This window comes from Streptomyces sp. SAI-135 (assembly GCF_029893805.1).
Classification (GTDB): domain Bacteria; phylum Actinomycetota; class Actinomycetes; order Streptomycetales; family Streptomycetaceae; genus Streptomyces.
The window spans coordinates 7,240,023-7,252,738 of record NZ_JARXYP010000002.1 but is presented as its reverse complement, the minus strand read 5'-3'; the positions used below and the strand labels follow the sequence as shown (position 1 = coordinate 7,252,738).

The following is a 12,716-nucleotide window of genomic DNA, read 5'->3' as shown; positions in this document are numbered from 1 at the left end:
CACACGAAACCGGAGAGGCGGCAGCGCATGGAGTTCCGGCAGTCGAGCAAGCTCAGCGAGGTCTGTTACGAGATCCGCGGCCCGGTGATCGAGCACGCCGACGCACTGGAGGAGGCGGGCCACAGCGTGCTGCGCCTCAACACCGGCAACCCCGCCCTGTTCGGCTTCGAGGCGCCGGAGGAGATCCTCCAGGACATGATCCGGATGCTTCCGCAGGCGCACGGCTACACCGACTCGCGCGGCGTCCTCTCCGCCCGCCGGGCGGTGGCGGGCCGCTACCAGACCCTGGGCCTGGAGGTCGGCGTCGACGACGTCTTCCTGGGCAACGGCATCTCCGAGCTGATCTCGATGGCCGTCCAGGCGCTGGTCGAGGACGGCGACGAAATCCTCATCCCCGCACCGGACTTCCCCCTCTGGACGGCGGTCACCACGCTCGCCGGCGGCAAGGCGGTCCACTACCTGTGCGACGAACAGGCCGACTGGTACCCGGACCTGGACGACATGGCGTCGAAGATCACCGACCGCACCAAGGCCGTCGTCATCATCAACCCGAACAACCCCACCGGCGCGGTCTACCCGAAGGAGATCATCGAGGGCATCCTCGACCTCGCCCGCCGGCACGGCCTGATGGTCTTCGCCGACGAGATCTACGACCAGATCCTCTACGACGACGCCGTGCACCACTCGGTCGCCGCGCTCGCCCCCGACCTGGTCGTGCTGACCTTCTGCGGCCTGTCCAAGACGTACCGGGTGGCAGGCTTCCGCTCGGGCTGGCTGGTGGTCACCGGGCCGAAGCAGCACGCGAAGAACTACCTGGAGGGCCTGACCATGCTGGCCTCCATGCGGCTGTGCGCCAACGCCCCCGCGCAGTACGCCATCCAGGCCGCGCTCGGCGGCCGCCAGTCCATCCACGAACTGACCGCGCCCGGCGGCCGGTTGTACGAACAGCGCACCGTGGCCTGGGAGAAGCTCAACGAGATCCCCGGCGTCTCGTGCGTGAAGCCGAAGGGCTCGCTCTACGCCTTCCCGCGCCTCGACCCCAAGGTCCACAAGATCCACGACGACGAGAAGTTCGTCCTGGACCTGCTGCTGCGGGAGAAGATCCAGGTCGTCCAGGGCACCGGTTTCAACTGGCCGACCCCGGACCACTTCCGCATCCTGACGCTGCCTCACGCGCAGGACCTGGAGGCGGCGATCGGGCGGATCGGACGGTTCCTGAGCGGGTATCGGCAGTAGCTGGTGGTGTGGAAGGGATTCACGCCCGGGGGAAGCGGGGATGCCGTAGGGTACGGCCACTGATCCCGGGGGCCGGGGGGATCGGGGGATGGGGGACCCCAGGTGTTGATGTCTCGTCGGCGTGCGTTGGGCACGCCCTCGTCCTTACGCGGCCGCCTCACGCTGCTCGTCCTGCTGGTGGTTCTCGCGGGCAGCCCGTGGGTGCAGCGTCCGCTCTCGGACTACTACACCGAGAAGTTCTACATAGAGCTGTCCGACGACAAGATCCTGCGCTGGCTCGTGGAGGCCGCGTTCCTGCCCCGCTGGGGGGTGTCCGGCGAACGGTACGGCGGCACGTCCGCGCTGGTCGTCAACGATCTCGCCGTCCTGGTCCTGCTCGCGGCGCTCGCGTTCCTCGCCAGGCGGCTGTGGGCCCGCGGGGCCGCCGGCCCGCTGCGCTGCCTCGCCGCGGGTGTGCTGGCCGCGGCGCTGGCCAACCTGGTCTGGTGGGGCCTGCACGAGGCCTTCGTCGACGACGTGCCGCTCGCACCGGCCGACATCCTGGCGAAGGAGCTGCTGCGCGGCGCTCTCCTCTTCGGCCTCGCGGCCGGCGCCCTGCTCGCGCTGCTGACCGCCGGTCTGCCGAGAACAGTCAAGGGCGCCGTCCCGGCGCCGCTCCGCCGCTGGAGAGAGGGAGGGCTCGGCATGACGACCGCGCCGGTGCACATGCCGGTCGGGAGCGCGCCGGGTGACGTCACCCGGTATCTGTGCGCCGCCGCCTACGTCGACGAGAGCTTCGCCGAGCGGGTGGTCGAGGACCTCCTGGCCGACGAGGCCGGCGCCGTGGCGGCCTCGCCCGACATCGACCTGGTGACGGTGGTGCGCCACTGTCTGACGGCCCAGGAGCTGCGTCAGCGCCGCGATCTGCGGCTGACCGCGGCCTTCGCGGTCCTCGCGGTGTTCGCGCCCCTGTGGCTGGTGTTCGCCACGGTGCTCCCGTCGTCCGCCCAGCTGGCCCGCGGCCGGGCGAGCCGGGCCACCCGGGGCCATCACCAGCCCGAGAGTAGGCTCCTGGTGGGCACCGCGATCACGGCCGTCATCACCGTGCTCGTCGCCTTCGCCTTCGGCGTCCTCCTCGCGGCCCTGCCCGCGCCCGGCTTCGTGAGCTGGCTGCTGGGCGCCTACCTCGCCGGGGTTCCGGCCGTGCTGCTCTCCCTCGCGACGGTGGTGTTCGCGTACGTCACGGTCGTACGCCACGATCTCGCCGTCGACCGGCTGCTGCGCACGACCATGACCCGCGAGGCCTTCGCCCGGCAGCCGCGGCCGACCGTGCCGCGGCGCAAGTGGATGGCCGAGCGGCTGGCGGCCATCCGGGAGGCGCAGGACGGGAACGTCACGGTGTACAGCGGCTACACCCCCTTCATCGGCTACGCGGAGGCCGCCTCGCAGTGGTCGCTCGCCGTGCCGCTGCTGCCCGCGGGGCACCCGATGGGCGGGATCACGCGGCCCGGCGGCCCGGAGGCGTTCACCGTCACCGAGCTCGTCGACCACGTACGCGCGCGGCTGCGGGCGACCGCCACGCGCGCCACGGCGGACGGGACGGCGGCCGACCTCGCGGAGTCCCTCGCCACCCTGGTCGTCGAGGACCGGGTCTTCGCGAGCGGCACCAGCATCGGCGACGACGAGCGGTTCATCAAGGCCAGGAGCCTCACCCCGGCCGCACGGCTGTCGGCCGACGAGGTCCAGCGGATCACGGAGCGGCCCACCGGAGCGGTCCGCCACTATCTGGCGGTCCATGTGCCGCTGTGGGGCGGGGACGTGGTGCCGAGCGTGTTCCTGCACTTCTCGACCACCGGTCGGACGCTCCACCTGCACTGCAGCAACCACGTGCTCGGTCCGGTGCGCGCCGAGTACCACATCGTGGACCGGCTGCGCGGGCCCCTCTCCCCCGCCGCGCGGCGGGGAGTGCTGCTGGACGCCGTCCCCCGCACCGGCAAGGCCTTCTCCGCGGCCCCGTTCAGGGCCCTGCGGCAGGCCTACTTCGACGAGCGGCACAGCAGACGGATGGTGGACGAGCTCAAGGCCCTGGAGCAGGACCCGGTCTACGACTTCGGCGCCCGGGTGAGCGTCCGGGAGCTGGCGCTGAGTCCGAAGTACCACAACTACTTCCAGGTCGTGGACGCCACACGGATCACGTCCCTGGTGGAGCGCCACACCCTCGCCGCGATCCGTGAGTTCCTCGACGCGCGCGGCTACGACATCACCGACTTCCGCGCCCAGCAGCAGACCATCCTCAACCAGGGGCTCATCCAGCAGGGCGGGACGAGCATCATCGGCAACCAGGCGATCGGCACGGGCGCGACCGCCACGCAGAACGTCCCGCAGCAGCCGGGTGCTGCGGCCACGGGCGCCGTCGGCGGCTCCGGCAAGTAGGCCGGGCCGTCCGTTCTTGCGAGCAGGAGATCCTCATCATGGGCAACGACGACAGCCGCCAGGACCCTCCGGTCAACAACGGCGTCATGATCAGCGGCGGCACCCACCACGTGGGCAACCAGGCCGTGGGGCACCGCGCCCAGGCCTTCTCCGGCTCGGTCTCCTTCCAGCCCCAGGACGCCGAGCGCACGGCCGAACTGCTCGCGTACGTCGAGCGGTTGCTGGAGGAGCACCGGGCCCTGCTCGCGGACCCCGACGCCACCACCAGGGAGCTGCGCCGGCTCCGCGAGGAACTCGACGAGCCCGAACCCCACCCCACGGTCCTGCGCCGCGCCCTCGACCGCCTGAACGAGTTCGTACAGCCGGTGACACCGCTGGTCGTGGCGGTGGGGCAGCTCGCGCAGTCGGTGCAGGGGCTGCCGGGGGTCTGAGGGGCGGGCCGACGGGCCGCCTCCCGGCCGTCCGGCCCAGTCCGTCCTGCGCGGCGCCGGGGCCCTGTGGGACCGTGCTGGAAGGCGAGCGGGAAGGGCGGGCGCGTGGGTGATCTCTTTCTGGTGCGGCACGGCGAGACCGAGTGGTCGCGGTCGGGACGGCACACGGGACGGACGGACGTGCCGCTGACCGAGCGCGGCCGGGAGGAGGCGCGCCGTCTGGTGCCGCTGATCCGCTCCCACCGCATCGGCGCCGCCTTCGTCAGCCCCCTCCAGCGGGCCAGGGAGACCGCGGAACTGATCGGGCTGCACGACCTGCGGGTCGACGTCGACCTGCGCGAGTGGGACTACGGCGGCTACGAGGGCGTCACCACCGTCGAGATCCAGCGGGAGCGTCCCGACTGGTTCCTGTTCACGGACGGGGTGCCCCCCGGACCGCCCGACCACCCCGGGGAGAGCCCAGAGCAGGTCGGCGAGCGGGCCGACCGCGTGCTGGCCGAGGTGGACGCGGCGCACGCGAACACCGAGGGATGCGTGGTGCTGGTGGCGCACGGTCACTTCCTGCGGGTGCTCACCGCCCGTCGGCTCGGGTTGCCCGCGTCGGCCGGGGCGCTGTTCCAGCTGGCCACCGGGACGCTGTGCCGGCTGGGGACCGAGCACGGGCGGCCGGTGATCGCCGGGTGGAATGTCAGACCCCCGTCGTAGCCTTCGAAGCGGAGGGGCGGTGATCCGTGCGGCCCGTCGTACGGCCCCCTCCCGAGGAAGGAGCACGCCGTGACGCGACCGCCCACCGCCGCGCAGCGGCGTGTCATCGACGCCGCCGATCCCGTCACCGGGCGGATCAAGGGCACCGACGCCCAGCTGGACGCACTGGTGAAGCGCGGCCTGGCCTTCCGGCATCCCCGCCCGCCGCACGACCACTTCCTGACACCGGCCGGGCACCGTGTACGGGAGACGGCCGAGAAGGCGCCCGAGCGGCCCGTCGACGACCCGCCCAGCGGTGTGTTCGCCGCGTACGTCGGCGGCACGCCGGAAGCCGTGGACACCGGTCCGGCCCGCACGCGTGAGGTGCACAGCGCCTGGCAGGGACTGCTGGAGCTGCGCCGGATGACCAACCCCGACGGGGCGACGGACCGGCCCTGCGGCTGGGAGCGCGCCCATCTGGTGCAGGCGGCCGCGCTGGCGCTGGAGGCGGCCGGGCACGCTCCGGAGGCGGGCGGCTCGCCCGGCTACCGGGTGCGCGCGACCCCGCAGCCCGAGGCCGTGGCCGTGCACGCCCCGGACGGTGAGGCGCTGCGGGCCTGCGCGAGCACCCTGGAGCGGGCCGGCTGGCAGGCCGGCGAGTACACGCAGCCGCGCACCAGGAGCCGCTACCTGCTGGCCTCGCCGCGCCGGGTGTAGGGGCCACATGTCAGGATCGGGTGCAGCAACTGCCGTGGTGTGAGAGGGGATTGACGTGAGCGAGCCGTTTTCCGTGCCGGTGACCGTCCGCGGGTACGAGACGGACGTACAGGGCCACCTCAACCAGAGCGTGTACCTCAACTACGCGGAGCACGCCCGCTGGTCGCTGCTCAGGGCCGCCGGGATCACCCAGGCCGCGCTCATCGGCAGCGGGGTGGGACCGGTGGCCCTGGAGACCACCATCCGCTACCGGCGCGAGCTGCTGGCGGGCGACGAGGTCGAGGTGAGCTGCGCGTTCGAGTGGGGCGAGGGCAAGACGTTCCGGATACAGCAGACGATCCGCAAGAAGGACGGCACCGTGGCCGCCGAGATCACCGCGGTCGGCGGGCTGATGGACCTCAAGGAGCGGCGCCTGGTCGCGGACGCGGGCGGGGTGTTCAAGGCGCTGGCCACGGACCCGAGCCTGCTCTAGCCCAGGCCACTGGCCGCGGTGGGGCTGCTACGGCGGGCTGGTGCGGAGGCTGCGGGGCTGCGGTTGTGCCCCGTCCTGCGGTCCAGCCGGCGCGGGCGCGTCGTGGCTGGTCGCGCAGTTCCCCGCGCCCCTGAGTGGGTGCGGTCACCCTTCCCCCGAGGAGCGAGGTCCGCCGAACGCCCCCGCGTGGTCCCGCGCCCACTCCCGGTACGTCCGCGCCGGACGCCCCAGCACCTCGGCCACGTCCCCGGTGACCACCGCGTTGCCGCCCTCGGCCACGAAACGGACGCTCCGCAGCATCCCCTGTGCCGACTCCTCGCTCCAGCCGGACGCGACCAGCAGTTCACGCGTCTGGGCGGGGGTCAGGTCACGCAGTTCCACCCGGCGGCCGAGCACCTCGCCGAGCGTGGCCGCCTGCTCCTGGGGGCTGAGCGTCTCGGGGCCGGTCAGGGTGTACGTCCGCCCCGCGTGCCCCGGTCCGACCAGCGCCGCGACCGCGGTCTCGGCGACGTCCCGCGGATCCACGACCCCCTGCCGGCCCGAGCCCAGCATGTTCGGCACCGGCTCACCCGAGCGGAGCGGCCCCGCCCAGCTCAGCGTGTTGGACGCGAAGGCCGACGGCCGCAGCAGCACCCACTCCAGGCCGCTCTCCCGGACCGCCTCCTCGCCGTGGCCGTGCGCGATCCCGCCCAGGCCCGTCCTGGGGTCCCCCGCGCTGATCGCGGACAGCTTCACCACGCGCCGCACCCCCGCCGCCCGGGCCGCCTCCACCATCCCTCGGTCGCTGTCGGCGTCCTCCGGTCCGAAGACGCCCACGAGGAAGGCGGTGTCGGCGCCCGTCATGGCCGAGGCCACGGAGTCCAGGTCGCGGTGGTGCCCCCGGGCGGCCTCCACCCCGGGCGGCACCTGGGCCCTGCCCGGGTCCCGGGTGAGCGCGCGCACCTTCTCGCCGCGCGCCACGAGGCGTCGTACGACATCACTTCCGATGGTGCCCGTGGCACCCGTGACAAGGATCATGACCACCACGGTGGGCGCCGCACCGCCGGGGCCGATAGGAAATTCCGGCACGTTTCGTGTCCCCGAACCCCCTGTTCCCGCGCTTACGGTGGACGTGTGACCAACTCCGTTTCCGAGCGGGCCCCCGACGCTCCGGGTCCGTGGATCGCCGGGACCGGGGTCCTGGCCGTGGCGGCGGATCCCGGGAGACCGTTCGTCCGGCTGCCGGACCCCAGCACCAAGGTGATCGTCCGCAGCGAGGCGCGGGGCCGGACGGCCCTGCTGGTCTCGGGGCCCCGGGTGCGGGCCACCTACCACGAGGGCAAGAGGGACGTGTCCTGCGTGGAGGTGCGGCTCGCGCCCGGCACGACCCGCCCGCTGCTGGGCGTCCCCGCCATCGACCTCGTCGGACGGATCGTGCCGCTGGAGGCGCTGCCGAGCCCTGCCGCGCGGCGGCTGGCGCGCGAACTCGCTTGTCTGGAGCCCGAAGAGGTCGCCGCCCGGCTCACGGAGGTCCTCCCGGACCGGCTGCCCACCGCTGCCGAGGGGGCACGCGCCGAACTCCTGCGGGCCGCGGTCGCCGCCCTGTCCGTCCGCTCGGGCCGCACACCCGGCCATGTCCGCGACGTGGCTCGTGAACTCGCTGTCAGCGAGCGGCAGTTGCGCAACCTGTTCAGCGAGGGGGTCGGGCTCTCCCCCAAGCACTACGCCCGCATCGACCGCGTCCGCGCCGTGCTCTCCCGGGCGACCGGTCTCGCCCCGGCCGAACTGGCCGCCGAGACCGGCTACTACGACCAGTCCCACATGACGTCCGACTTCCGCACCCTGATGGGTGTGCCGCCGCGCTCCTACTTCTCCGGCCGGCTTCCCGCTCCGGGGGCCTGCCAGGTGATCGACAGCCTGTGAACCGGCCTCACAGTGATCCGCCACCGGCCCCTCACGGCACTCCCGGGCCGGCGCGCGACACTCAACCCACCTGCACAGCGCCCCGCAGGGAGACGACGTGGCTTTCCTGTCCGGAGCGGCCGCCCGCCGCACCCTGCTCGCCGCCCTCGGAGCCGGAGTGCTGAGCTCCCGGTGGCCCGCCGCCGAGGCCGCGGGTCCGACCGGGCTGGACGACCCGGTCAAGAAGGACCTCGCGATGCGCCTGGTGTCCAGTGCGGAGAACTCCTCGCTGGACTGGGAGGCGCAGTACGCGTACATCGAGGACATCGGCGACGGCCGCGGCTACACCGCCGGCATCATCGGTTTCTGCTCCGGTACCAGTGACATGCTGGCGCTGGTCGAGCTCTACACGGAACGGGTCCCCGGCAATCCGCTGGCCCGCTATCTGCCCGCGCTGCGCGCGGTGGACGGCACCGACTCGCACGACGGGCTGGACCCGGACTTCCCCGCGGCCTGGCGGGAGGCGGCGAAGACCGCGCAGTTCCGCACCGCGCAGCGGGACGAGCGGGACCGCGGCTACTTCGACCCGGCGGTCGCGCGCGCCAAGAAGGACGGCCTCGGCACCCTCGGCCAGTTCGTCTACTTCGACGCGATGGTCATGCACGGTCCCGGCGAGGAGGCCCTGAGCTTCGGCGCCATCCGCGACCGGGCCCGCAAGGACGCGCACACCCCCGCGGACGGCGGCGACCAGACGGCGTATCTGCACGCCTTCCTGGACGCCCGGGTGCGGGCGATGAAGCAGGAGGCCGCGCACAGTGACGTGAGCCGGGTCGAGACCGCCCAGCGGCTGTTCCTCACCGCGGGCAATCTCGACCTGGACACTCCGCTCAAGTGGAAGGTGTACGGGGACGGTTACGAGATCGGCTGAGCGGGGACGGCCTCCATGGGGTGGGTGACGTCCTGGGCGTCCGGGTTCCGGCCCAGGTGGTTGAAGACCAGGTTCAGCGCCACCGCGGCCACACAGCCGGTCGAGATCCCCGAGTCCAGGACGATCCTCGCGGTCTCCGGGAAGGCGTGGTAGAACTCCGGCGCCGTGATCGGGATGATCCCGACGGCCAGCGAGACGGCGACGATCAGGACGTTGTTGTCCTTCTCCAGGCCCGCCTTGACCAGGGTCTGGATGCCGCTGGCGGCCACCGAGCCGAACAGGACCACTCCGGCGCCGCCGAGCACCGGGCGCGGTACGACGGCGATGAGCGAGGCGGCCATCGGGCACAGCCCCATCAGCACCAGGAAGGCACCGCCGGTGGCGACGACGTAGCGGCTGCGGATCCTCGTCATGGCCACCAGGCCGATGTTCTGGGCGAAGGCGCTGCACATGAAGCCGTTGAAGAGGGGACTGATCGCGGAGCCGAGGGTGTCGGCGCGCAGGCCCGCCGCGATGGTCCGCTCGTCGGCGGGACGTTCGACGATCTCGCCCAACGCCAGCATGTCCGCGGTCGATTCGGTCATCGAGACCACCATCACCACGCACATCGACACGATCGCGGCGATCTGGAACCGCGGGGCGCCGAAGTGGAACGGGGTGGGAAAGCCGACGACGGCCGCGTCGGTGACGGGTGCGAAGTCCGTGGCGCCGAAGGGGATCGCGAGGAGCGTGCCGGCCACCAGACCGAGGAGCACGGCGATCTGCTTGACGAAGCCTCGGGTGAAACGTCGTAGGACGAGCACGATCGTCAGCGTGGCCGCCGCCAGGCCCAGGTTCGTCGTCGAACCGTAGTCCTTCGCGGCCGGGTCGGGCCCCTGTGCCCAGCCGAAGGCGACCGGCAGGAGGGACACTCCTATCAGGGTGATGACGGTCCCGGTGACCACGGGCGGGAAGAAGCGGATCGCCTTGCTGAAGAAGGGGGCGGCGAGGAAGCCGAGGAGTCCGGCGACGATCACCGCGCCGAAGATGACCGGCAGGGCCTCGGACCTGTCGTCGGTGGAGGCGACGATCGCCGTCATGGGGGCGACTCCGGCGAAGGTGACGCCGTTGACGAAGGGCAGCCGGGCGCCGATCCGCCAGATGCCGAGCGTCTGGAGGAAGGTGGCGAGGCCCGCGGTGAACAGGCAGGCGCCGGTGAGGAAGGTGAGGTCGGTGGCGGAGAGGCCGATGGCCGCGCCGACGATCAGGGGCGGGGCGACGACTCCGGCGTACATGGCGGCCACGTGCTGGAGGCCGGTGGTCGCCATCTTGAGGGCGGGGAGCTTTTCGTCGACGGGGTGGACTGACACTGCGGCTCGCCTCCGGGCGGTTGCACGTCGGCACTGACGTGGGTTTCAGGGAGGTGGTGCGCGGCCGTGCGGGGACCGTGTGACGGGGACCGTTCCGGGGCGCGTGCGTCCGACACGCGCCCCGGGCACGGCCGCCGTGGACACCACGGGGCGTCCACGGCTGCCGGCCGGGAGCCGTCCCTCCCGGCCGGAGATCGATGCCGTACGGGACTCAGTGACCGGCGATCCGGGCCAGGCGCTGCGCCTGCTCCCGCGTCGAGCGGGCGATGAGGTCCTCGTCGACGTGCAACAGGCGTCCGTTCTCGACGATCTGACGGCCGTTCACGAACGAGGCCGTGACCGGTGCCGCCGCGCCGAAGACCAGTGCGGTGACCGGGTCGGCGATCGAGGCGTGGGCGAGGGTGTCGAGCTTCCACAGCACCAGGTCGGCGAGCTTGCCCGCCTCCAGGGAGCCGGTCTCGGCCGCGCGGCCCAGCACCTGGGCGCCGCCGTACGTGCCCAGACGCAGGGCCTGGCGGGCGTTCAGGGCCGCTTCCCGGTGCGCTCCGAGCCGGTTGATGAGCAGGGCGTTGCGCAGCTCGGTGTGGAGTTCACCGGACTCGTTGGACGCGGTGCCGTCGACGCCGAGGCCGACCGGGACACCGGCCGCGAGCATGTCCGGGACCCGTGCGATGCCCGCGGCGAGCCGGGCGTTGGAGGAGGGACAGTGGGCCACGCCCGTCTTCGTCCGGGCGAAGGCGGCGATGTCGGAGTCGTTCATGTGGACGCAGTGCGCCATCCACACGTCCTCGCCGAGCCAGCCGGTGGACTCGAAGTAGTCGGTGGGACCCATGCCGAACAGTTCCTTGCAGAACTGCTCCTCCTCGACGGTCTCCGAACCGTGGGTGTGCAGCCGAACCCCGAGCCGGCGGGCCAACGCGGCGCCCTCCCGCAGGAGTTCGGTGGAGACGGAGAAGGGCGAGCAGGGGGCGACGGCGACCTGGGTCATGGCGTCGAAGGAGGAGTCGTGATGTTCCTTGACGGTGGCCTCGGTCGCGGCGAGGGCGCCCTCCAGGGTCTCCACGGCGAAGTCCGGGGGCAGACCGCCGTCCTTCTCGCTGCGGTCCATGGAGCCGCGGGCGAGGGTGAAGCGGACGCCCGTCTCGCGGGCGGCGCGGATGATCGCGCCGGACAGGTCGCCGGAGCCGGCGGGGAAGACGTAGTGGTGGTCCATGGCGGTGGTGACGCCGCCGCGGGCCATCATCGCGAGCGAGCCCTGGGCGGCGGCGTAGACCATCTGCTCGTCGATGCGCGCCCAGGTCGGGTACAGCGCGACGAGCCAGTTGAAGAGGTTGTGGTCGGTGGCCAGGCCCCGGGTGATCCACTGGTAGTAGTGGTGGTGGGTGTTTACCAGGCCGGGGGTCACCAGGTGGCCGGTGGCGTCGATACGGCGGTCGACGTTCTCCAGGCCCTCGGGGGCCCTGCCCGCGCCGAGCGACTCGATGCGGTTGCCGGCGATGACGACGTACCCGCTCGGGTACTCCGTGTCGTGCGCGTCCACGGTCGCGATCGAACAGTTCTCGATGACGATGCGCCGGTCTGCTGCCATGGTTCGTCCTTTGGGCTGGGTGGAGAGGGCACGGCAGGACCCCGGGAGTTTGAGTGCCGCGGCCGGAGGGCCTTTCCGGAGCCCTTGCCCGGCCGCGGGTGCCGCGATGGAGTTGCTAGAGGTTCGTGAGGTCCACCGGGATCCTCGGCTCGGCGCCGTCCCGCAGGACGGTTGCCTCGATCAGGCCGTAGGGCCGGTCGGCGGCGAAGTACACCTCGTTGTCGTTCTTCAGCCCGAACGGCTCCAGGTCCACGAGGAAGTGGTGCTTGTTCGGCAGCGAGAAGCGGACCTCGTCGATCTCGGTCCGGTTCTCGATGATCCGGGCGCCCATCTGGTACAGGGTCTGCTGGAGCGAGAGCGAGTACGTCTCGGCGAAGGCCTCCAGCATGTGCTTCCTGACCTGCTCGTAGGACGTCTCCCAGTCGGGCGTCTGCTGCTCGTCGTCCGACCAGTTGAAGCGCCAGCGGCTGGACACCTCGGTGGCCAGGATGCGGTCGTACGCCTCGGGCAGGGTCGTGTACTTGTCCTTGACGTAGCCCCAGAACTCGGAGTTGGTCGAGTTCATCACGGTCAGGTCCTTGAGCCCGGAGACCACCTCCCAGGACGAGCCGTCGTAGGTGATCTGCGTCAGCCGGGTCTCCTGGCCCTGGCGGACGAAGGAGTGCCGGTCCTCGCCGGCCGTTTCGATCCGCTCCCAGGCGTACTCCTCGATGCGGATACGGGCCGTCCTGATCGGCTCCTGCGAGGTCACGAAGTGGCGGGCGAGGTGGATGCCGAACTGCTCGGCGGACTCGATGCCGTGCTCCTTGGCGAACGCGTACACCGTGTTCTTGGTGGTGTCGGTCGGCAGCACGTTGGCGTTGGAGCCGGAGTAGTGGACCTCGTCCATGTCGCCGCTCAGCGACACCGAGACGTTGAGGTCCTTGATGTGGTGGGTGGTGCCGTCCCGCGTGATCTTGACGACTCGGTTCTCGGCCTTGCCGTACTGGTTCTGACCCAGAATGGGGGGCATTGCTCG

12 protein-coding genes are annotated in these 12,716 nt (G+C 71.9%); 8 read left to right on the top strand and 4 right to left on the bottom strand.

Annotated elements, in window-relative coordinates:
• Positions 1 to 27: 27 nt before the first annotated feature.
• The 6 genes from M2163_RS37200 to M2163_RS37175 all read left to right on the top strand — a co-directional run bounded on the left by M2163_RS37200 (position 28) and on the right by M2163_RS37175 (position 5,952).
• Positions 28 to 1,236, top strand: a complete 1,209-nt coding sequence (locus tag M2163_RS37200) for a pyridoxal phosphate-dependent aminotransferase (RefSeq protein WP_280896179.1) — start codon at positions 28 to 30, stop codon at positions 1,234 to 1,236.
• 102 nt (positions 1,237 to 1,338) lie between these two features.
• Positions 1,339 to 3,648: a hypothetical protein gene (locus M2163_RS37195; protein WP_280896178.1), complete on the top strand. Its 2,310-nt coding sequence runs from the start codon at positions 1,339 to 1,341 to the stop codon at positions 3,646 to 3,648.
• A gap of 38 nt (positions 3,649 to 3,686) precedes the next feature.
• Positions 3,687 to 4,079, top strand: a complete 393-nt coding sequence (locus M2163_RS37190; protein ID WP_280848521.1) for a hypothetical protein — start codon at positions 3,687 to 3,689, stop codon at positions 4,077 to 4,079.
• A 105-nt stretch (positions 4,080 to 4,184) separates the two neighbouring features.
• On the top strand, positions 4,185 to 4,784 hold the full coding sequence (locus M2163_RS37185) for a histidine phosphatase family protein (protein ID WP_280848522.1): 600 nt from the start codon (positions 4,185 to 4,187) through the stop codon (positions 4,782 to 4,784).
• A gap of 69 nt (positions 4,785 to 4,853) precedes the next feature.
• Positions 4,854 to 5,480 carry a hypothetical protein gene (locus M2163_RS37180; protein WP_280848523.1) on the top strand — a complete coding sequence of 209 codons (627 nt, stop codon included), beginning with the start codon at positions 4,854 to 4,856 and terminating at the stop codon, positions 5,478 to 5,480.
• Between the two features lie 55 nt (positions 5,481 to 5,535).
• The gene (locus M2163_RS37175; protein ID WP_280848524.1) at positions 5,536 to 5,952 is read left to right on the top strand and encodes an acyl-CoA thioesterase; all 417 of its coding nucleotides are present in this window, start codon (positions 5,536 to 5,538) and stop codon (positions 5,950 to 5,952) included.
• A 144-nt stretch (positions 5,953 to 6,096) separates the two neighbouring features.
• On the opposite strand, the gene M2163_RS37170 is transcribed toward M2163_RS37175, so the two are convergent.
• Positions 6,097 to 6,978: an SDR family oxidoreductase gene (locus tag M2163_RS37170; protein WP_280854052.1), complete on the bottom strand. Its 882-nt coding sequence runs from the start codon at positions 6,976 to 6,978 to the stop codon at positions 6,097 to 6,099.
• 87 nt (positions 6,979 to 7,065) lie between these two features.
• On the opposite strand from M2163_RS37170, the gene M2163_RS37165 reads away from it, so the two are divergent.
• Complete coding sequence (locus M2163_RS37165) at positions 7,066 to 7,854, top strand: helix-turn-helix domain-containing protein (RefSeq protein WP_280848525.1); 789 nt, start codon at positions 7,066 to 7,068, stop codon at positions 7,852 to 7,854.
• 97 nt (positions 7,855 to 7,951) lie between these two features.
• Entirely contained in the window at positions 7,952 to 8,761 is an 810-nt protein-coding gene (locus tag M2163_RS37160; RefSeq protein ID WP_280896177.1) for a chitosanase, read from the top strand.
• Here M2163_RS37160 and M2163_RS37155 read toward each other — a convergent pair.
• The 3 genes from M2163_RS37155 to pucL all read right to left on the bottom strand — a co-directional run bounded on the left by M2163_RS37155 (position 8,746) and on the right by pucL (position 12,710).
• Entirely contained in the window at positions 8,746 to 10,110 is a 1,365-nt protein-coding gene (locus tag M2163_RS37155) for a nucleobase:cation symporter-2 family protein (RefSeq protein ID WP_280848527.1), read from the bottom strand. The two genes, M2163_RS37160 and M2163_RS37155, sit on opposite strands and share 16 nt — an antisense overlap.
• Before the next feature lie 211 nt (positions 10,111 to 10,321).
• Positions 10,322 to 11,698: an 8-oxoguanine deaminase gene (locus M2163_RS37150; protein WP_280896175.1), complete on the bottom strand. Its 1,377-nt coding sequence runs from the start codon at positions 11,696 to 11,698 to the stop codon at positions 10,322 to 10,324.
• Between the two features lie 115 nt (positions 11,699 to 11,813).
• On the bottom strand, positions 11,814 to 12,710 hold the full coding sequence (pucL, locus tag M2163_RS37145; RefSeq protein WP_280896174.1) for a factor-independent urate hydroxylase: 897 nt from the start codon (positions 12,708 to 12,710) through the stop codon (positions 11,814 to 11,816).
• Between the last annotated feature and the right edge of the window lie 6 nt (positions 12,711 to 12,716).

Bases quoted from the DNA above. Each gene is read 5' to 3' on its own strand.
- M2163_RS37200 (WP_280896179.1), top strand. From the start codon at position 28: ATGGAGTTCCGGCAGTCGAGCAAGCTCAGCGAGGTCTGTTACGAGATC.
- M2163_RS37190 (WP_280848521.1), top strand. From the start codon at position 3,687: ATGGGCAACGACGACAGCCGCCAGGACCCTCCGGTCAACAACGGCGTC.
- M2163_RS37150 (WP_280896175.1), bottom strand. From the start codon at position 11,698: ATGGCAGCAGACCGGCGCATCGTCATCGAGAACTGTTCGATCGCGACC.
- pucL (WP_280896174.1), bottom strand. From the start codon at position 12,710: ATGCCCCCCATTCTGGGTCAGAACCAGTACGGCAAGGCCGAGAACCGA.